We start from the raw sequence: 19,743 nt of genomic DNA, 5'->3' as shown, positions 1-19,743 counted from the left end.
TTCGCGAGGGGTTATTAATCTTTAGGCCAATGCTTTTTCAGCAGCTTCTACAGTTTGACGAATCAAAGTCGTGATCGTCATTGGACCCACACCACCTGGCACTGGAGTATAAGCAGAAGCGATTTCTTCGATACCGACCAGTTGGATATCACCAACACCACCACCATCACGTGGATGGAAACCTGCATCAACCACAACAGCACCTTGTTTGATCCAGTCTTTTTGAATCAGTTCAGCTTTACCGACTGCACCGACAATAATATCCGCTTGTTTGACCAATTCTGGCAGGTTTTGAGTACGTGAATGGCAAATGGTGACCGTTGCATTGGCTTGTAATAGCATCATCGCCATTGGTTTCCCCAAAATAGCAGAACGGCCTACAACAACCGCATGTTTACCTGCGATTTCAATTTTGTTTTCTTGCAAAATGGTCATGATGCCTGCAGGTGTTGCAGAACCATAGGCCGCTTCGCCCATTGCCATACGTCCAAAACCTAAACACGTCACGCCATCGACATCTTTCGCCAACGAAATCGCATCGAAACATGCTCTTTCATCAATTTGTTCTGGCACTGGATGTTGCAACAAGATGCCATGTACATCTGGATTGGCATTTAATTTTTCAATTTCAGCCAATAATTGTTCAGTTGTGGTTTCTTTTGGAAGCTCAACTTTTAATGAGTCCATACCAACACGACGGCAAGCATTCCCTTTCATACGCACATAAGTGGCAGATGCACCATCATCACCAACCAAAATAGTTGCCAAGATTGGGGTACGCCCCGATTTTGCTTTTAATGCTTCTACACGTACCAACAAATCCGTTTCAATTTGTTTTGCTAATGCACGACCGTCTAAAACCAATGCCACAGCGCATCTCCAAAGTGGGTATGAATCAATTGCGTAAATAATACATGATAATTTGAGCAATATTCTTTTAGATGTTGTTTTTATGTGCATATTCGCAATAAACACTATTGTTTTTTTTTTAAAGGTTGCTAATATGTGCATCACCAAGAGATGGCGGGGTGGCAGAGTGGTCATGCAGCGGACTGCAACTCCGTGTACGCCGGTTCGATTCCGACCTCCGCCTCCATTGGTAAAGCCCGAGTGGTGAAATCGGTAGACACAGGGGATTTAAAATCCCCCGCCCACAAAGCGTGCCAGTTCGAGTCTGGCCTCGGGCACCATCTTTCAGTTAATGAAACATGGTGCAAATAAAAAATCCAGCGCAAGCTGGTTTTTTTATGTCTGAATTTAAGGAAAAATAATAAAAAGCCAAGTACATTAACTTGGCCTTTGCCTAGTTTTTAAACCTAGGCTACTTGCTGCCCTGTTTTCACAGGCAATAAGTTTTTATCCAAACTCAATTGATAGCCTCGTGATTGATCAATCACATATTCAGGCTTTTTGATTGAATCGACATAAATCCATTGTGACTGAACTTGTGCAGCATCAAATTGAACAATCAAATAGCCTCTTTGATTTAAATTGCAGTAATTTAATTCATCAATCAAAGTTGTGAATGCAAATTCAAACTGTTGCAACTGCGCTAATGGAATATTTAAGTATTTTTCCAAACCTGGCGAAGACACCGAACTGGTTGCTAACTCCACCCCAACAAATGCACCATCTTTACTATATAAATTCGATGACCACGCATTATGGGTATCCCCAGCTAGTACCACTACTTTTTTCTTCAGTTGCGCCAAAGCAGCATACACAATCTCACGCTCAGCAAAATAACCATCCCAGGCATCTAAGTTATAAGGTGCAACCGTCAGAACACGTGCTTTTTCTTGTGCTGTTAAGCTAGGATCCCCTTGTAATAATCGAATTTTCAATTTCACTAATTCAGTGATTTGGGCATTCATCTTATTTAAAGTATCTGTACTCGGATTACCCGCAGTAATTTCCGCCAAAGCAAGTAGCAACTCGGCAGGAACCAACATCTTGGTCATTAGAATTTGCTGACCCAGTACATTCCAGTTTGCTGTAGACTGTTGCAGCTTTCCAATCAGCCAATCACGTTGGGTATAGCCCATTAGCGTACGTGCTGGATTAGTAAGATCTGCTTGGAATTTTGCAATATCTAAACCATTCGCTGTCATATAGTTGGCATAGTCCAACTGTTCATCACGCGCAATAATTCGTGTATCTAACATCGTTAATTGAACCAGATTACCAAAATCGAACTGGCGATAAATCTTGGTGTGTTGATCGTCGACAGGACGAATTGGCATCCACTCAAAATAGGCTTGTAAAGCTGCCAATTTACGATCAAGGAAAGATCCTTCATTCGGCTGGTGATTTTCAGCCCCTTCTCGCCATGCATCATTAGCTAATTCATGGTCATCCCAAATCACAATAAATGGATGACGATGGTGCAAGGCTTGCAAGTCTTTATCTTTACGATACAACGCATAACGCTTGCGATAATCATCCAACTTAATAATTTCTTTATTATTGTCTGCCGCGAGACTTCGCCCAAGCTTAGCCGCATCTTCTGCTGCATAGCCATCTGCACCATATTCATAAATATAGTCACCTAAATGGATCACCACATCGACATTCTGCTTGGCCATTTCGCGATATATATAGAAATAACCTGCTGGATAATTCGAACATGAACACACCGCAAAACTGACTTTTGTCGCACTGCTTGGCAAAGTCTTGGTTTGCCCCACAGGTGAGGTCTTATCACCAAAGATAAAGCGATAGAAATAAGACTGATCTGGTTTTAAGCCAGTCGCATCCACTTTCACGGTAAAATCTTGTGAAGCCGTTGTCGTGACTTTATCGGTTTTAATGATTTGTTTGAATTGCTGATCTAAAGCGATCTCCCATGTCACTTGCAGACGTGCACTACTCTCGCTTGGCGTCAGTCTTGTCCATAAGATCACGCGATCTTGTAAAGGATCGCCACTGGCAACCCCGTGTTCAAAACTCACTTGTAATGTTGCTGTCTCTTGATCTGAACTGTCGTTACACCCCGTAAAACCCGCAGATAAAGACAACGCCCCGAAACCGAATAGACTTTTTTGAATGAGTTCCCGTCGTGAAATTTTTGCTGTCATTTGGATAGCTACCTTAACTTTTATCACTATAAGTAAATGATTGAAATTAATGGGCTTAGATGAAACTTTGATCTCAGTTTGATGAAAGAATCATGAAAGTTATATGACAGTGCTTAATTTTCATCAGATAAGCACATGAATTGATTGAAAAGAAAGCAAATAGCAAGTTTTGCTCTTGCCAAGTTTTAAAGTGTCCTCTATTATTGCGCACATGCCCGAGTGGTGAAATCGGTAGACACAGGGGATTTAAAATCCCCCGCCCACAAAGCGTGCCAGTTCGAGTCTGGCCTCGGGCACCATCTTCCTACAAATGAAAGATGGTGCAAATAAAAATCCAGCCTAAGCTGGTTTTTTTATGTCTAAAATTTAAGAACAAATCATAAAAAATGCCTTAATTTTTTTAATTAAGGCATTCGATATTTTTCGATTCAGAACAATAGCTATTATTATTCTACGCGAATAATTTTACCATTCTCATCGTGATGTACGATGCTGATCTTCTGCTGACGTCCAACCTGAATTTCTTGCTCAGGTAATTCGAAATAACGTGCATAGTCAGGTAAGGTCTTTTCAACAGCATGCTTTTTATGCACACGTTTTGCAGGCAATAACCCCCATAATAATAATGCAATCGCACACATAAATAATGCAGTTACACCATGCTCAATGCCATCACTAAATGCAGACATTAAACGCTGTGCGATATGGGTCTTCTGTAATTCAACCAACACCCATACCAAAATAAATGGGCGCCATAACAACAACCAGCCCGCCCACATCATTGCGGTGGTGGTGGTCGAGAAGTAACGTTTATGCCATGGGAGTTGGCGACGTACATCAATAATCAAACTGTCTGCTTTCATTGCTTTTTACTCAGCAAAATGAATCTTTCCGATTCAACGAATTCCACGATCTGGGCTAATCCAACGGGCACGCTTCTCATCATTACGCAACAGCACCTTTGGAAAGGCGACGATTGTAGCAGTAATTGTGATCAACCAAAACACAAACGGGTACCAAATCATCCAATAATAATTTTTCCCAAGGTTTGGTTCATAACGACTATCCATCCATTTGCTTAAAGCAAACTGAATTAAACAGGTCGCACCCAATAAAATTCCACTACCGTAGGGTAAAAATGGCGAGCTCACCACCGCTAGTGCTGGAATTGCAAAGATAAAATGCAATAACCAGATGATCGCCATAATAAGCATCAAATATGACCAAATGAGTGTCAAACATAGTTCAAACATCAACGGCCATAAAAAATTAAGTTTAGGCTTTAAAAACACATCAATATTTTTAACTAAGACCTGTGCACCCCCCATAGCCCAACGTAGACGTTGCTTCCATAGACCATTAAGGGTTTCCGGCATCAATATCCACACCAAAGCATTGGGTTCAAAACGGACATCCCAACCTGCGCGCTGCAACTTCCAAGTGATATCAATATCTTCAGTCAACATATTTGGTGACCAATAGTCGACTTGGTGCACGGCGCTTTTACGAAAGGCAGTAATCACACCCGATACCGTAAATAAACGACCAAAGGTTCGTTGTGCGCGTTTGATCATACCAACAATGGAGGAAAACTCCCCGACCTGGATCCGCCCAAGCAAGGTCGAACGCGTGCGGATACGCGGATTACCGGTTACTGCTGCCACTGTTGGATCATCCAAGAAATGACGCATCATCCATTTCGCCGCATGAGGATCTAGCAGAGCATCACCATCGATCCCGATCAGGAATTCGGCATCGGTCATCAAGCTCCCCGCTTGCAGCCCCATTGCCTTGCCTTGGTTTTGTGCCAGATGGACCACACGTAATTTTTCATACTGTGTTGCCAATCGATCGAGTACTTCACCGGTATTGTCAGAACTACCATCATTAATCGCGATCACTTCAAAATTAGGATAATCCAGCTTAAGCGCATGGCTAATGGTTTCTTCAGCATTCTCCCCTTCATTAAAGCACGGCACTAAGACCGCAACTTTAGGATATTCAGCTAAAGCCGCAGGTTGCTGATAAGGAGGATCTTGACGCTCTCTCCAATAGAAAATGAGTGCCCCCACCATCCACAAATACGACATAAATAATGGATAGTAAAAAACAAACTTAATGGCATATGACCACAATAAAGCAATCCAACTCATCTACATTACTCGACTATGGCACTAATTGGGGTGATTTTAGCCCAAAAGCTTTACGCATGGTTTCTACATCTGGATGCCCTTTAATCGGATCATCTGGATAATAGGCTATATGCATTGCACCCTGCTCATATAAAGACTTAATCGTTGCCGCCATTTCTTCAGACGGTACTTTTTGGTCATTGCGCCAATTCACTGCCTGCAATTCCATCACGGTCTTTTTAATGCCGTTTGGATACTGCTTCACACGATTCATAATGTCTGAATAGAATTTTGCAGGATTGTCCGATTGCTCCATATAAGGCATCGCCATAATCGCAGTAAAATCATAACGATTGAGTGATTGCTCTAGAGATTGTGCATACCAGTTTTCCGCATAGGCATTTAAAGCCACCTGTGCATATAAATTACGGGCAGTCACCAAAAACGGCTGATACTGACGCACCTCTCCTGCCAATTCCATTGCAAAATTATCTAAATAATTGGTTTTATATGCTGTCCATTTTTGCAAATCTGCATCGTTGTCACGGATTTTTGCAAGATCTGTTGGTAAGCCTTGTTTGGCATATGCCGCCAACGCATCAGGGCTGGCATCTTCATAGTCGGACAAGGTCACATCATCATGGAACAACAAGCCATCAAACGGGGTTGATTTAGCCAAATCCTGATAAATTTCTTTAATGGTCTGACGCGCTTGTGGTGAAAATGGACTGAGACGGATATAGCCCATATTCAAATGCTCGCCTGCTTTGGCTTGTTGGGTTTCCACTAGATCTTTCGACACTGGATCAGTCTTAGGCAGTTCCCACGCCAAGAGTGGCATCCAGGCATATAGACGCTGTACAGGTGTACGGGTTTGAATTTGCCAAGCAACACGATTAAACAAATCCGCACGCATTGGAATATGACGATTTGGGAAATACACCATATCCGCAGAACCATTGGCATCTGGATCAGAAAAGGCCTGTAAATAGACTGTGTTCACGCCCATCCCATTAATACGGTCAATCAAATGACCAAGATTACGTTCTTGCTGCTTCTCATCCGGATCATAAATATAGTCCAAATCGACATGCATAATTTTTTGTGGCCGATTATTGTCATTTAGATTCAGTTCACGGTTCTTAATCTCTTGCGCTAAAGCACTGGTTGACATATTGCCCTGAATCAAAATACGACTCATATTCTGTAACGATTGCTTGGCATGATCTGCCCCATCATCCAAGGTGATGGTAATCGGCATCCCCAACTGTTTGGAGGTTTGTACCAATTGCATATTATAGCGACCATATGGCCAGACCATCACACGCGGTGAACGCAAACCATGTGCCTTGAGTAAATCATTGTTCTTTTTTAAATCTTGATAAACGCGGGCTTGATAAGCAGCATCGCTTTCATAACTCTTGGTTTTAGGGTCATAAATACGTGTAATCGCGGCAGGTTCTGAATTCCCTTGCGGATTACCATTAATGCCTTGATGTAAATGGTAACTGTGGCTGGCAATTTCAACCAAACCACTGTCCTGCATTTCCTTGAGTTCATCCCAACTCAGGATTTTATTACGCTCAATCAGCTCACCACCGAAATCGACTTTTTGATTCTCTTTTGGCTCCAACCAAGATCCAACGACAGCCAAAACCACTGGAATTTTTTTCGCGCGAATAATCGGATAGGCATTTTGATAAAATGACTGATAACCATCATCAACCGTCAGCAAAATAGGTTTAGCTGGTAATTTATACTTACCTTGGTGTGCTTTGATCAGTTGATCAACATTAATAAAGTGATAGCCATTCTTTTTCAGCCAGTCGATGTGCTCACCAAACTGCTTCGCGGTGACCGCATAACTTGGAATCAGTGCATCTTTTCGATCTGTAATTTCGTGATACCCAATGACAGTCAATGTGGTTGCATCGATTTTTGGATTTGCCGCAAAAGTTGTGGTACTGGCAACCACCCCAAACACAAGACCTAAAAAAGTTTTTAACGTCGGGGACACTAAACGTGTTGTCATAGAGATATCGTCTCAAGATTAGAAATTCGCTGATCGCAGATCATGCCTGCATCATCTTACAATTTTATGGACAAATAAGATGTTTTTGATGGTCAGCTGGAAATACGGATTGTATTTATAATTTTAAAAGCTGAAAATAAACTTAAATGTATTTTTTATGAAATCAATCACATTTTAATTGAATATTTTTTGGTAAGTACCCCAACCCCTATTTCAAGACTTGAATTAGGGGCATTTAAGCATTGTTGTACGAGATTAATACTGAATTAATTGAAAGTTGGGATGATCTGCAAGCTGCTGTAAATAGTGGCGCTCTTTTTGATAAAAGTATTTATTCAAACGGTTCACCCACTCCCCTCGGCGGAAGGTCTGAATTTTTTTATGCACCCCATCATAATCCAATAACACCACATTACTGTCATTTTCCCCTACAGCCAAACGCGTGATTTTATAATCATGTGGCGCATACTGATGCGAAGGCTGTAAAGATCTGAGGATTTCAACTTTATAATCACCATCCATCCAATAGTGTTTGTCCGTCAGCGCTTTTTCATTGACCCAAAACCCAGTCTGGGCACCATCATGGGTATCAATCAGAAAAAAATGATCTAACTCTCTTAATAGTTCTGATGCAGTGATATCCAAATAATCATTCATATCGACCTCTACTCACTCAAATTCTTATCATTACTTTTTGCGACATTTTTTATCATCGATGAACAATAGCTGACTTACCCACATCAACTTAGAGCCACCAGAAGCACAACATTTCACACCCTGAGAATACAGACTGATGCTTTAACAATAAGGGCCATCGAAAAATTGCTCTTTGAACTCAAAGATATACAGGACTGTATACAGAATCAATATATTTTTCTTGGGCTGTAATAAAATTCAGATGAAAGAAATGTTTTTAAAATCAAAATCTTATTATATAATTATTAATATTATTTTATCTTTATGATTTTAAAGCGATTTAGTCTAAAAATAAACCAAACCGCTTCAATTTACTCAACCCAAACTGGTTATTCGTCGCGTGTTTTTACGTCAAATAGTTCAATTTCAAAAGTCAGATTGGCATTGGCTGGAATGATCTTGCCCATTTTACGTGAGCCATAGGCCAAATGTGCAGGCACAATCAGTTTACGCTTTCCCCCCACACGCATGCCCATAATACCTTGATCCCAACCTTTAATCACACGACCTGTACCAATCACGGTTTCAAAGTAGTTACCACGATCTAAAGACGAGTCAAACTTGGTTCCATCTTCCAACCAACCGGTATAATGAGTCGTGATCAAAGCACCACGAACTGCTTCTTTACCTTCGCCAACTTTTAAATCAATAATTTCTAATTCTGTGCTCATTGCTATCTCTCCACATCACTCAAACTAAAATTATTGCAATTGTTGCCACTGAATGTCGACTTGACCTTTGTCACTTAACAAAGTCCATTCGCCATCCATAATATTCAGCTGCAATTGCATGGTACGTTCGCATAGACCCTCAAGTGCCTGCGTAGTTTGTGGAGCCAATTGCCACACTTGCACATTGCTCAAGGTTTTAATCTTGCTATTCTTTTGCCACCAATCATCTGCTTGAGAAGCATAAGTCACCACTGCAACCTGTTTACAACGCGCACTGGCTTTTTTCACTTTATCTTCAGATGGGCAACCGACTTCAATCCACTTTTCCAATAATCCTGTCAGGTCTTTTTGCCATAATGCAGGTTCATCGGTTTCAAATAAATCTTTGGTAAATTCTAAACGCTCATCGGCAAAACGCGCATAAGCCAAAATACGTACCATTAAACGCTCAATGGTTTCAGAAGGATGCTGAGCAAGTGTGAGCTGATAATCTGCATAGATATGCTCATCCATATTGGCGATATTCAGATCTGCCTTATATATTGTTGCTTTTAGCGCCATAAACGATACTCTTCAATACGGTGTACTCAAATTTGGCGCTAAGCATACTCTATTTTACCGAGAAGCATGTGCGATTTGATCATGTTGATCATCAATCGGATCGATACGACACTGCAATAATTGCGTTTCAAAAGCCAACCAGTCACGTGTTGACTGACAAATCACTTCAATTCGATTGTCGATACTCTCCTCGGCCGACTTATAGTTAAACTGCTGCGGGTTAAAGTTAAAGCTTTTCCAACCTTGATCAGTATTAAATATGCCTTTAATACGCACCCAATCCTGTTGCACACATAATAGATCCAACAGATCATAGAAATTAAACTGCCAGCGTTTCGGCAATTTCCAACCTGCGACCGTATAGCCTTGCGTCGTTTCAACATAATGATATGGGAGCTGTTTTATTTCCGGCATCGGTTCAACAGCTTGCGTTTGCTGCAATCTTAATAAAGGTTGGATCTTACGTTGTACAGGTTGCTGCCGCACATCCAGTTGTTGAATATCCACCTGCCCATTTTCAGCCTCAATCCAATGTTGGACATAAGTACCATATTCTTGTTTTAAATCCGCATAAGCCAGATGGTCTGCGACTGTCATACAATCGGTATGCGACAACACCACAATTTGTGCTGCTTTTAATTGATCGTGATATAAATTCTGTTTTACCCAGTCTTGGTCATGTAGGCGACTGCCATCCACCACAATCACCAAAGCGCGCATGTCTAAGCTACTTTGCCAATGCGGTTCAGTCAGTTGTTCTAATAATTGTGCAGGATGGCCTAAACCTGTTGGTTCAATAAACAAACGATCCGGTTTACTTTCACTCAGCAAGCGGGACAATGCGATTTGCATCGGTAATTGACTGCTACAACACAAGCAGCCCCCGAGTAACTCTTTTACCGCATAGCCTTGTTGCTGAGTAATCAGTTGCTGATCAACACCAATCTGCCCAAACTCATTCATCAGAACTGCCCAGACCTCATTTTCTGGTTTCTGAGCCAGTAAATGCTGCAATAATGTGGTCTTACCCGCTCCTAAAAAACCAGAAATAATATGGGTAGGCACTGTTTTCGGAGCAACAAGCTTCACGATCGACTCGCATTAAAAATTTATTTCATTCTAAAGCGAAAAATTGATGAAATAAAATAAAGAATGGCTTCGCCGACAATTAGACCCACACCTCCTCAATCAAAAATAAAGTGATACATATCACAATCAAAATCTAAAAAGATTATTTAAATATTCAATATAAATGGTTTATTCAATTAAGCATTTTTTAGAAAACCAAACTGAATGTTTAAAACACGTAAAATTATCGATTATTTTTTAACCACAAAAACATATTTACATACATTTTCATCCTTAATTTCTCCATGCTGTTTTACATAGAACCTACAAAAAAGGACGCAATATTTCATATTGTTAAGATGGACGTAATAGATTGTTAAGGATATTGCCGCAAATTGCATTGGCACATAGCATGGACCTCATGCCGAAATTGAGAGATTTGGATTAACTGAATCATCTTATGAAGGTTGTTATTTTAAATGAAATAAGGATGCCAAACATGAAATTTATCAAAACTGTTCTTGCAACTACACTTACTCTTGCAGCAGCGTCTACATTTGCAGCACCAGTAGAAGCTCAAACTGAAGAAAAAGTTGTTGTTTCAACTCAAGAACAACCTGAAACTCAAGGTCAAGCTGCAACTGATGTAGCAGCAGCTGAAGCACCAGCATCAACACCAGCACCAACAAACTAATTAGATCTCAAGGTTCCTCCAGTTCCTTAGACCCACATTGGTAATGGCTTAACCCTTACTTCATTACCAATGTAAAAAAAGATCGAACCATGCTGCGGTTCGATCTTTTTTATATCAGCACTCGATTAAAAGCCAAGCACTATGTCGTTTTCTTAAAAACGCTGCATGAAGGTTGGTGAACTTCTTGCAAACGGATTGCCTTGCGCTGCTCCGCAGCTTCAAAACGACAACGCTTCCATTCGGTATCCAAATTTAGCTGTGGTACTTCTTTTGGCTTACGCTGCTCATCCACGGCAACCATGGTGAAATAACAAGTATTGGTATGTCGAATCGTGCGCTTTTGAATATTTTGTGCCTCAACACGAATGCCGATTTCCATCGAAGTACGGCCGACATGATTGACACTGGCAAGAAAAGTCACCAACTCACCTACATAGATGGGCTCTTTAAAATTGACGCGATCGACCGACATGGTCACCACATAGCTACCTGAATATCGGCTGGCGCATGCATAGGCGACTTGATCGAGCAATTTGAGAATAGTTCCACCATGAACATTACCTGAAAAGTTTGCCATATCAGGTGTCATTAAAACCGTCATCGTTAACTCTGACTGGTCATCAGGTGCTTGGTTTGCTTGATCTAATTGATACATGAGAGCTCATTGAGAATGCAACATTGTTATTATCGTTCATTCATGCGCGTAAAAATATGCGCAAAATCATAAAACATCATCAATTATTTTTATAATCTTTCTATTATTTAATTCAAAATAATGACAATGAAACTGTTTTTATGCAGATACGCTCTTCAAACTAGAAGATGAATCGCATAAAAAACAGCTTCAATATCAGCCAGATCAAATCAAGCTAGAACCTCATTAACTCAAATTAGCTGAACGAATCAGACCAACGATACCGTTTACAATCATATCAATTGCAATGGTACCGATCAGCAAAGCAGATAAACGCCCAACAATATCAAAATAGCGATCGATATATTTTGCATGCTTATAACGTAAGTGATCATGACCAAACTTCATCAAGATCAAAATACTGCAGGTTAAAATCAAAGTCAGCGCAATCACGGCCATTGCTCCTGTGAAAGGAACACTGACCCCTGTCACCACCGCAGCACTGATTGTACCCGGGCCAATCATAAATGGCATGGCAATGGTACCAGCAAGGTGTTCAGGCGCACCACGCATCTCGCCAATGGTTTCCGCCCCTTGGAACACATAGCGATAACCAATCACCAAGAAAATTAGACCACCAAAAATTTGAAAGGATTCAAAGCGCACATTCAAATAGCGGCTAAAAATATTCTCACCACCCCATGCAAATAGGACGAACACCCCAAAGGCAATTAAACTGCCTTGGATCAGCGCTTTGCTAAAAATTTTGGCATCGGTATTCCGAATCATCCCGACCATATAAACACTCATCAGGAAGGGATTAAGTAATGAGAAAAACAATGCAAACGCATGAATATAAGGAGAAAACATAATACTCTCTTTTCATCTGCGGAAAATTTTAAATGCCTGCAATCACAGGCAAGGTTTAGAATTGCAATACAAAATTAATTTAGGGCTTGCTTACAACCTACAGTGGCATTCTTTAACGAATCATCTTTATTCAGATCAAGATTAACCCCTAGTCCTAATAAACTCATGTGAATGTTGGCCTTGCTGTTATTCAACGCTTTGACTTTAAACTTGACCCCTTGATCACTGTAGAGGGTGTTATCAACCAACTTTACCCGATAAGACATGACTTCCTTACGGTCATCCATACACAGCATCCCACTGCCTTGACGGTTCAGACTTAACGCAACTGATGCAGCACCCGTTTCACCGGTCCAACTTCCTGAAAATGGGATCTGGGTTGTGGTGAGCTGGTTAAATTGTGCAGGAGACATTGTTGTAATCGAGGTACAGCCCACTAAAGTAAATGCAAAAATAACGGGTAATAAAATGTTTTTCACAACCATCACCTAAAACGATAAAAATCAAATAATTCTTAATATTTTCACATATCAGGGCTTTTTTTAATTTGTACTCCATGTATATGACAAGTATTGGAAATGTAAAGATAGTTTGAATAGATCTCAATTCCTCATTTAGTTTGAACCCTTCATTTAAGTAAGATGAAAATATGATTGAGATAAAAAATTCTATTTTTTTTAGCATAAGCCAATAAATAGTAAATATTTTTTTCAAAGCAAGTGATTATGAATCTTTGTATAAATATGTGTATTTATACAATTAAAATAAATAAAAAATTATTGCTTGATTTTTAGCTTAATCATCTGTAGATTTTCTTTTTGAGCGAGTGATTCAAATGACTTTCCAATCTATATTTGAAACTTTCCAGACTCTTCCGAATGGAACGGATGCCTACAAACAATTAAAAAATCAATGTGAACAAGCGATTGTTGCCGCCGAGCAGCCGCTACAACACAGTGCTTTATTGCTTATTTATGGTTTTGCAAAAAACTATGTCCTACTCTATGAAGATCAACCTGTTACGCCAGACTTTTCCAATAAAGTAAAAGCACAGCTTTTAGCTTATATGCATGAGCTCAATCAAGCATTAATAACACAAGATGCAACGCATATATTAACGGCGCTTAATCACGTCTCTACCCAATATATCCAGAGCTCTAGAATATTTTAATACTTTAAATCAGATAAAATATCTAATTTAGGATGACATTTAAATCAAGCTTCTAAATCAATGCTTATACAACATGATTATTATAAGCGAACAATTTAGAAGCTTGGTTACGAGTTTTATTTATACACTGGCTTACTCACGCCAAAATTAACCGTGCATGTTTCACAATATGTTCAGTCAAAAGTTGTAAAGGTTTCGATTGCTGATTCCAGTGATGCCAATACAATGCAATCTCTATTTTGGCATCCGCCAACAATTCAACCAAAGTATCTTCTTTATTGTCAGCATTTAATTGCAGTTCAGGCACCATACCATAACCTAACCCCAATTTAATTGCCGTCACAAAAGACTCAGAAGATGGAATTAAGTGGCAAGGATAAGTCCCTTTCATCAGTCCATAGTTTTTTTCAAGAAGATCGAAATGCATACGGTCTTTTTCATTAAAAATAATCGCGGGTGCAGCACGTAATGTTTCTCGATGAACACCTTCTGTAAACCATTTTCGTCTAAATTGCTCAGTTGCCATCAAGCGATAACGCATCAGTCCCAAATATTGCGCATGACAGCCTCGCATCGGCTGATCTTCAATCGAAATACAGGCACTGACTGTACCCTTTTCCAATAATGAATAGGTATGCGACTGATCATCGGTTCTCAGCTCAATCACAATTTTCTCTTTAAGCAGAACCTCTTTTAAGCTAGGCAATAACCATGTTGCTAAGGAATCCTCATTAGAACCAATCACGGTTTTAAAAAAGTGTGACTCCCCTGCACCGGTTAAACCATGCAACAGATTTTGTTCTAAACGTCGGATGTGTTGTAAATGCTCAAACATTTGCTGACCCGCTTGCGTCAGGACACAAGGGCGACCACGAATCAACAGTAATTGCCCCAGTTCTTTTTCCAGCGCCTGTACTCTTAAAGTCACCGCTGATGCCGTAATACACAGCTTCAGCCCTGCCTGTTCAAAGCTTCCATTTTCGGCAACTGCAAAAAAGGCCTCGCATTGTTTATTGTCCAGCATAGCAACCTTAAAAAAAATTTAGCAAAATCTAAATAATCTTAATTTTACTGACTTTTCAAAATAAAAAAAGATGATCATAAACCAATCAGTTTTCTATTAAAAAAACCGTCTATTCTTTTAGGGAATAAATCAGAAGCATACCTTCAGGTGCTTCTGATTGAGCTTGGTGCCACAGATTTTTCCAAAATCATGGTTAATTTTCCTTTCCAATCATGACCAGCGCAAAATACCTTGGTCATTTGATCTAGATCAAACCAGCCTTTTTCTCAAATAAATAATACTGAGTAAGGCAAATCCTAAACCGATAAAGGACGGTGCATAACCAAAAGGTGTTGCTAACAACCCCACGATGACCGCACCCGCTACTGCACCGCCATAATTAAAAATATTAACACGAGCAATAATTTCATCGCGTCGACTTTCATCCAAACGCCCCACAGCAGAATAGGTCAGTGGAACCAAAGCGCCTACAGCCACACCAGCCAATGCAAAACCCAAAATAACAGTCATTAATGAATGACTGATTCCAGACAATACACACCCGAATGCTCCAATCAGGAGCGTGAGTAAAGCAACCCACGCCGCTGTTTTAAATTGCAGCAAATAATCAAGACTTAAACGTGTGAGTAAGATTCCAATTTGATAGGCTGCATAACCTAAAGGAGCAACCGTTGCCGAGCTTGCCAAAACATCTTTGAGGTAAATTGAACTCCATGTACTGATTGCAGAATCAACTGTAAACACAATCAGAATAATCAGCCCAAAAATAAGAAGTTGTTGATATGGAATCGCTGCTTTCTCTTGCTGATGTATGTCTGAGGATTGTTTTTGCTGAAATAAGCAGTGTCTAGAGAGTTGCGAGGTGATAAAAGCAATCGCCATTGCAATGCATAATGCTGTCGTTGCTCCAAGTGCCGTTGAAACAGTGGCCGACATAATCAATGCCCCTAAAAATGCAGCCGCGGTATAACATGAAAAAAAACCACCAAATACACTTTTACTAAGCCGTTGTTCCATAATAACGGCTTGCATATTCAGTGCTGCATCTAAGCAACCGAGTCCAAGTCCATAAAGCAAAAAACTCGCAATCATGACCATCACATTGGGACTCAATGCAGCAATTGCTATTCCTATGGCTTCAAAAATAAAACCAATCACAACAGCAAGTCGTGAACCAAGTTTGACCGCGATACGATCAGCTAAAATTGAGCCGAGTGCTGCAGCAATGCATACCCCTAGAATAATTATCGATAACTGATCATCTGAAAGTCTGAATCGGCCTTTTATTGTGGGGAGTGCCGTCATTACGGTCGCGTAGCCAAGGCCTTGTGTGGCAAAACCAAGTGCAATCACTTTTCGAGTTTTGCTGAGCATCAGATTGTTTTCATTATGAATATTATGATTGAGGTCCATGCCTGACTCACTGCATTATTTTTAAATATTTATCTGGATATTTCCTCGAGCACTTCCTGTGTCGATTGTTTTTAATTTTGATCTAAAACGATGCTTAAAATAAGGGCAATAATTGAAGAATAAGGGGGGTAATTCGGACAACAATACCTAAGCTTTTTTGTTGCACCCACCTACCTTTAAACCTTAAAAAAATTTAGCCAAACCAAAACAATCTTAATTTTACTGACTTTTATAAATAAAAAAAGATAATAGCAAACAGTAAATTTTTAATGGAAAAAAAGCATCTAACACTTGATCTAAGCGTTAGACGGACTGCCTTTGCCTAAGCATTTGCACGTTATTTTCCATCCAAGACCAACACAGACCATCCTATATGATTGAGGAACCAAAATATGACTGCATTTTTCTATGGGCTTGGTATTGGCTTTTCTTTAATTTTAGCCATTGGCGCACAGAATGCATTTGTTCTAAAACAAGGCTTAAAGCAACAACATGTTTTTTGGGTGTGTTTGATCTGTGCACTTTCGGATTCTATCTTGATTTATTTAGGGGTCATGGGCTTTTCCAAAATCGTGATTGACTTCCCTTTGATCGTCACCATTGCCAAGTACTTTGGCGCTGCTTTTTTATTTTTGTATGGGCTCAGAAACTTTTACTCAGCCATCAATAATAGTTCATCACTCAATCCCAGTGAAATCGAAAAAGACTCGCTGTTTAAAATTATTGGACTATGTCTGGCCTTTACATGGCTGAATCCACATGTCTATCTAGACACCGTAATTCTGGTCGGCTCAATTTCAGTTCAGTTTGCTGACCATCTGTACTGGTTTGCTGCTGGAACCATCCTTTCCTCATGGATCTTCTTTTTCGCTCTAGGTTATGGCGCAAGAGTTTTATTGCCTTGGTTTAAAAAAGCCAGTTCGTGGAGAATTCTAGATGTTGTTGTTGGACTGATGATGTGGGCGATTGCAACCAAGTTGTTAATCTAAAATACAGAGAAATAAAAAAGCCCTTATTTTCATAAGGGCTTTTTCGTATTTGGCGGAAGCGGTGAGATTCGAACTCACGGAGGACTCACACCCTCGTCGGTTTTCAAGACCGGTGCATTAAACCGCTCTGCCACGCTTCCAATGGCGGCTATCATATAAATAAAAGTTCAACTTGGCAAATCTTTTATTCAAAATAATGCATCAACCGCTCAAAATAAAATCAACACTCTGTAATTTTAAGCATTTTCAGGTTTTTCATAGCGAATTGAGTTGATATACCAAAGTTTTTTCCCCAACGGCGTATGCACTTCAACCTCATCATCGACTTGTTTACCCAGTAAAGCTCGTGCCATAGGCGACTCAATCGAAATATGTTGCGGATGATGATCATAGATTTCATCAACCCCCACCAAACGCAATTTTTTTTGCTCACCCGCATCATTTTCAATTTCAACCCAAGCGCCAAAGTAGACCTTACCCTCTTGCTCTGGTACATAATCAACAATCTTTAATTCTTCTAAACGCTTTCCTAAATAACGAACACGTCGATCAATCTTTCTAAGTATTTGTTTATTATATTGGTAATCTGCATTTTCTGATCGATCACCGAGGCTTGCCGCCCAATTCACTTTCTTGGTGATCTCAGGACGCTCATCATGCCAAAGCTTTTTGAGCTCAGCGACCAATAAGTCATGTCCAGTACGCGTAATTAAATTCGATTTCATAAGCCCAAATACGTTAATACAACAGTCCATTTACAAGTTTTTGCATTGTATTCCTTATTTCGCCACCACTAAAGTGTATAAATTTTATTCTTTTCCAAATCATAGGTTTGTGATGCAACTCTCAGTTTTTTATTGTGCAAAATTTGACATTCTTGGATTTGCCGCTTAATATGCGCCCCTAAGTTTGTTTTTGTTTATTTTTTATACACTTTGTAAATGTTGTGAAACATTTGCATCATTTTTCCCTTTAATCAATGTCATTTTGAATGACGTTCATGATTTGCCCACCCCTTATTGAATTTATCAACTTTTAAAAGTTAAGGCAGTGTTTTGCTGAACTTTTTGGGCATAAATTATCTGTAGCGGAGACAACATGCACAGTAATTCAAGTTCTGGGTCGAGGCCTAGCCTTAACTCTTTATCTTCCAAACGACCTTTTCAAGCTTTAGCCTTAGGAGTAGCCATCCTTCCTTTCAATAGCTTGAATGCTGAAAAATCACATCAATACAACACGATTGTGAACACCAATATTTTAACAGTGGTTGCGGTTGAAACCCCAACAACAGTGTTTAAAGAAGGTGAATTCCTACATGGTTTTGGTTACGATTTAGCGCGTAAATACGCACAAAGTTTAAATGTAAAGCTCGATTTTAAAACGGTTCCCGACAATGCCACGGCATTGAAATGGGTTGCACAAGGTAAAGCGAATATCGCGATGACCACGGCCAACCTGGCTGCAATTGAAAGTAAACAACTGGTTTCATTTTCAGCAAGTTGTGGTGACCAAGCAAGTTTGAGCAAAAATGGTTTAAATCCTCAGTTAAACTGGGTGTTTAAACAAGCAGATGATCCACTTACTCTCACCGCAAGTGGTTTTATCTGTCAAAGTAAGCAATCGGGTATGACCCAGCAATTGGCCTCGTTCTATAACCGCAATGTGGTTAAACCAGAGTCGTGGTCAACCATTCAAAGAGATTTGAAACAACGCTTACCGATTTATAAGGCCAGCTTTAAACAAAGCGCGTCTAAATACAATTTAGATTGGCACTTACTCGCAGCAATTGGCTATCAAGAGTCTTATCTTAAACCAAGCTCAGTTTCTCCCACTGGTGTTCGCGGTTTAATGATGTTGACCAATAGTACAGCCAAAGCAATGGGCGTGAGCAACCGCTCAGATCCTCTGCAAAGTATTCAAGGTGGTGCGAAATATTTTGATCTGATGCTAGATCAATTTGGCAATGTGCCTTATCCAGATCGTAACTGGTATGCCTTAGTGGCTTATAATATGGGACCTGGCGCAGTCAGCCAGATTCAAAAACGTATTCGTGCACAAGGCAAAGACCCGAATCAATGGGTCAACTTATATGACTATTTACAGCGCAACCAAGCGCGAAATGGTCGCTATAAGCAAGCGGTACAATATGTAACGCGTATCCGTACTTATTTAGAACACCTCAAAACCAATAGCCGTATTGATGTCTAAATAGAGATAAAAAAAGCTTACCACTGGGTAAGCTTTTTTTATGGCAACAGTAATTAAGCTGTTTGCTCAAGTACTTTCTTAAATAAATCTTTTTGTTCTTGGCTTGGCTTGGCTGTTTGTAAAGCCATAAGTTGTGACATATCGCCTTGTACTTTGATTTTACCTGTCATGAATGCTTGCATTGCAGCAGCCATGTCAAACTCTAAGAATACTTTACGTAAAGTCTCAGCATCCATGTTCAAAGTTGTTTTAGCATTTGAAGATAAACCTTTTTGGATTTTACCTGCATCTAAAGCCAATTCAGTATTACCTGCTGCATCTGTTACAACCAAGTTAATCGCTAAATTCGCAAGTGCTGGTGGTAAGTTTAAATCACCAGCTTCAGCAGTCAGTTTTTCAACAGTTGCAAACCAATCATCAGTTAAAAATGCAGCCATGATTATTCCTCAAATGTATTTGTTCAATTTCTTGTGCCATCTATCCAGACGACATCTCATGAAGCA

The 19,743-nt window shown here is 39.9% G+C and carries 20 protein-coding genes and 4 tRNA genes; 7 read left to right on the top strand and 17 right to left on the bottom strand.

Annotated features, from left to right (window positions below; translation table 11 throughout):
* Nucleotides 1-21: 21 nt before the first annotated feature.
* A complete protein-coding gene (gene folD / locus NDN13_RS19110; RefSeq protein WP_004652016.1) occupies nt 22-870 on the bottom strand; it encodes a bifunctional methylenetetrahydrofolate dehydrogenase/methenyltetrahydrofolate cyclohydrolase FolD in 849 nt (282 codons plus the stop codon).
* 152 nt (nt 871-1,022) lie between these two features.
* Between folD and NDN13_RS19105 the strand changes: the two genes are divergently transcribed.
* Together NDN13_RS19105 and NDN13_RS19100 are read left to right on the top strand one after the other, a co-directional pair.
* Nucleotides 1,023-1,096 (top strand) — tRNA-Cys (locus tag NDN13_RS19105).
* An 8-nt stretch (nt 1,097-1,104) separates the two neighbouring features.
* Nucleotides 1,105-1,190: transfer RNA gene (locus tag NDN13_RS19100), tRNA-Leu, on the top strand.
* 126 nt (nt 1,191-1,316) lie between these two features.
* Here the strand turns inward: NDN13_RS19100 and NDN13_RS19095 are convergent.
* Complete coding sequence (locus NDN13_RS19095; RefSeq protein ID WP_251116571.1) at nt 1,317-3,077, bottom strand: alkaline phosphatase D family protein; 1,761 nt, start codon at nt 3,075-3,077, stop codon at nt 1,317-1,319.
* A gap of 213 nt (nt 3,078-3,290) precedes the next feature.
* Between NDN13_RS19095 and NDN13_RS19090 the strand changes: the two genes are divergently transcribed.
* Nucleotides 3,291-3,376 (top strand) — tRNA-Leu (locus NDN13_RS19090).
* Nucleotides 3,377-3,523: 147 nt separating this feature from the next.
* Here the strand turns inward: NDN13_RS19090 and pgaD are convergent.
* The 7 genes from pgaD to NDN13_RS19055 all read right to left on the bottom strand — a co-directional run bounded on the left by pgaD (nt 3,524) and on the right by NDN13_RS19055 (nt 10,258).
* Nucleotides 3,524-3,940 (bottom strand): poly-beta-1,6-N-acetyl-D-glucosamine biosynthesis protein PgaD, encoded by a 417-nt coding sequence (gene pgaD / locus NDN13_RS19085; protein WP_251116570.1) that lies wholly within the window; start codon nt 3,938-3,940, stop codon nt 3,524-3,526.
* 33 nt (nt 3,941-3,973) lie between these two features.
* Entirely contained in the window at nt 3,974-5,230 is a 1,257-nt protein-coding gene (gene pgaC, locus NDN13_RS19080) for a poly-beta-1,6-N-acetyl-D-glucosamine synthase (RefSeq protein WP_251116569.1), read from the bottom strand.
* A 13-nt stretch (nt 5,231-5,243) separates the two neighbouring features.
* On the bottom strand, nt 5,244-7,241 hold the full coding sequence (pgaB, locus tag NDN13_RS19075; RefSeq protein WP_251116568.1) for a poly-beta-1,6-N-acetyl-D-glucosamine N-deacetylase PgaB: 1,998 nt from the start codon (nt 7,239-7,241) through the stop codon (nt 5,244-5,246).
* Nucleotides 7,242-7,496: 255 nt separating this feature from the next.
* Nucleotides 7,497-7,898, bottom strand: a complete 402-nt coding sequence (locus NDN13_RS19070) for a hypothetical protein (RefSeq protein ID WP_004801498.1) — start codon at nt 7,896-7,898, stop codon at nt 7,497-7,499.
* Between the two features lie 368 nt (nt 7,899-8,266).
* Nucleotides 8,267-8,608, bottom strand: coding sequence for an FKBP-type peptidyl-prolyl cis-trans isomerase (locus tag NDN13_RS19065; protein ID WP_005144817.1), 342 nt, complete (start codon nt 8,606-8,608; stop codon nt 8,267-8,269).
* Between the two features lie 30 nt (nt 8,609-8,638).
* Nucleotides 8,639-9,169 (bottom strand): YaeQ family protein, encoded by a 531-nt coding sequence (locus NDN13_RS19060; RefSeq protein ID WP_251116567.1) that lies wholly within the window; start codon nt 9,167-9,169, stop codon nt 8,639-8,641.
* Between the two features lie 54 nt (nt 9,170-9,223).
* Nucleotides 9,224-10,258 (bottom strand): CobW family GTP-binding protein, encoded by a 1,035-nt coding sequence (locus NDN13_RS19055; RefSeq protein WP_251116566.1) that lies wholly within the window; start codon nt 10,256-10,258, stop codon nt 9,224-9,226.
* A gap of 478 nt (nt 10,259-10,736) precedes the next feature.
* On the opposite strand from NDN13_RS19055, the gene NDN13_RS19050 reads away from it, so the two are divergent.
* Nucleotides 10,737-10,931 carry a hypothetical protein gene (locus NDN13_RS19050; RefSeq protein ID WP_251116565.1) on the top strand — a complete coding sequence of 65 codons (195 nt, stop codon included), beginning with the start codon at nt 10,737-10,739 and terminating at the stop codon, nt 10,929-10,931.
* A 139-nt stretch (nt 10,932-11,070) separates the two neighbouring features.
* On the opposite strand, the gene NDN13_RS19045 is transcribed toward NDN13_RS19050, so the two are convergent.
* From NDN13_RS19045 to NDN13_RS19035, 3 genes are all read right to left on the bottom strand, one after another.
* The gene (locus NDN13_RS19045) at nt 11,071-11,586 is read right to left on the bottom strand and encodes an acyl-CoA thioesterase (RefSeq protein WP_251116564.1); all 516 of its coding nucleotides are present in this window, start codon (nt 11,584-11,586) and stop codon (nt 11,071-11,073) included.
* Nucleotides 11,587-11,811: 225 nt separating this feature from the next.
* Nucleotides 11,812-12,435, bottom strand: coding sequence for a MarC family protein (locus NDN13_RS19040; RefSeq protein WP_251116563.1), 624 nt, complete (start codon nt 12,433-12,435; stop codon nt 11,812-11,814).
* A gap of 74 nt (nt 12,436-12,509) precedes the next feature.
* Nucleotides 12,510-12,920: a J517_1871 family lipoprotein gene (locus tag NDN13_RS19035; protein ID WP_251116562.1), complete on the bottom strand. Its 411-nt coding sequence runs from the start codon at nt 12,918-12,920 to the stop codon at nt 12,510-12,512.
* A 350-nt stretch (nt 12,921-13,270) separates the two neighbouring features.
* Between NDN13_RS19035 and NDN13_RS19030 the strand changes: the two genes are divergently transcribed.
* Entirely contained in the window at nt 13,271-13,606 is a 336-nt protein-coding gene (locus NDN13_RS19030) for a hypothetical protein (protein WP_251116561.1), read from the top strand.
* Between the two features lie 136 nt (nt 13,607-13,742).
* On the opposite strand, the gene NDN13_RS19025 is transcribed toward NDN13_RS19030, so the two are convergent.
* Both NDN13_RS19025 and NDN13_RS19020 read right to left on the bottom strand, forming a co-directional pair.
* Entirely contained in the window at nt 13,743-14,630 is an 888-nt protein-coding gene (locus NDN13_RS19025) for an ArgP/LysG family DNA-binding transcriptional regulator (RefSeq protein ID WP_251116560.1), read from the bottom strand.
* 249 nt (nt 14,631-14,879) lie between these two features.
* On the bottom strand, nt 14,880-16,043 hold the full coding sequence (locus NDN13_RS19020) for an MFS transporter (RefSeq protein ID WP_251116559.1): 1,164 nt from the start codon (nt 16,041-16,043) through the stop codon (nt 14,880-14,882).
* 392 nt (nt 16,044-16,435) lie between these two features.
* Here NDN13_RS19020 and NDN13_RS19015 point away from each other — a divergent pair, with 392 nt between their 5' ends.
* Nucleotides 16,436-17,032: a LysE/ArgO family amino acid transporter gene (locus tag NDN13_RS19015; protein WP_251116558.1), complete on the top strand. Its 597-nt coding sequence runs from the start codon at nt 16,436-16,438 to the stop codon at nt 17,030-17,032.
* Nucleotides 17,033-17,082: 50 nt separating this feature from the next.
* Here NDN13_RS19015 and NDN13_RS19010 read toward each other — a convergent pair.
* A tRNA-Ser gene (locus tag NDN13_RS19010) sits at nt 17,083-17,172 on the bottom strand.
* A gap of 96 nt (nt 17,173-17,268) precedes the next feature.
* Complete coding sequence (gene greB / locus NDN13_RS19005; RefSeq protein WP_005202026.1) at nt 17,269-17,757, bottom strand: transcription elongation factor GreB; 489 nt, start codon at nt 17,755-17,757, stop codon at nt 17,269-17,271.
* A gap of 373 nt (nt 17,758-18,130) precedes the next feature.
* On the opposite strand from greB, the gene NDN13_RS19000 reads away from it, so the two are divergent.
* Nucleotides 18,131-19,240: an MltF family protein gene (locus tag NDN13_RS19000; RefSeq protein WP_016660197.1), complete on the top strand. Its 1,110-nt coding sequence runs from the start codon at nt 18,131-18,133 to the stop codon at nt 19,238-19,240.
* 53 nt (nt 19,241-19,293) lie between these two features.
* Here NDN13_RS19000 and NDN13_RS18995 read toward each other — a convergent pair whose 3' ends face one another.
* Nucleotides 19,294-19,677, bottom strand: coding sequence for an SCP2 sterol-binding domain-containing protein (locus NDN13_RS18995; RefSeq protein ID WP_004651955.1), 384 nt, complete (start codon nt 19,675-19,677; stop codon nt 19,294-19,296).
* Between the last annotated feature and the right edge of the window lie 66 nt (nt 19,678-19,743).

Source organism: Acinetobacter sp. C32I (genome assembly GCF_023702715.1).
GTDB lineage: Bacteria > Pseudomonadota > Gammaproteobacteria > Pseudomonadales > Moraxellaceae > Acinetobacter.
This window is presented reverse-complemented; position numbering and strand designations above follow the sequence as displayed.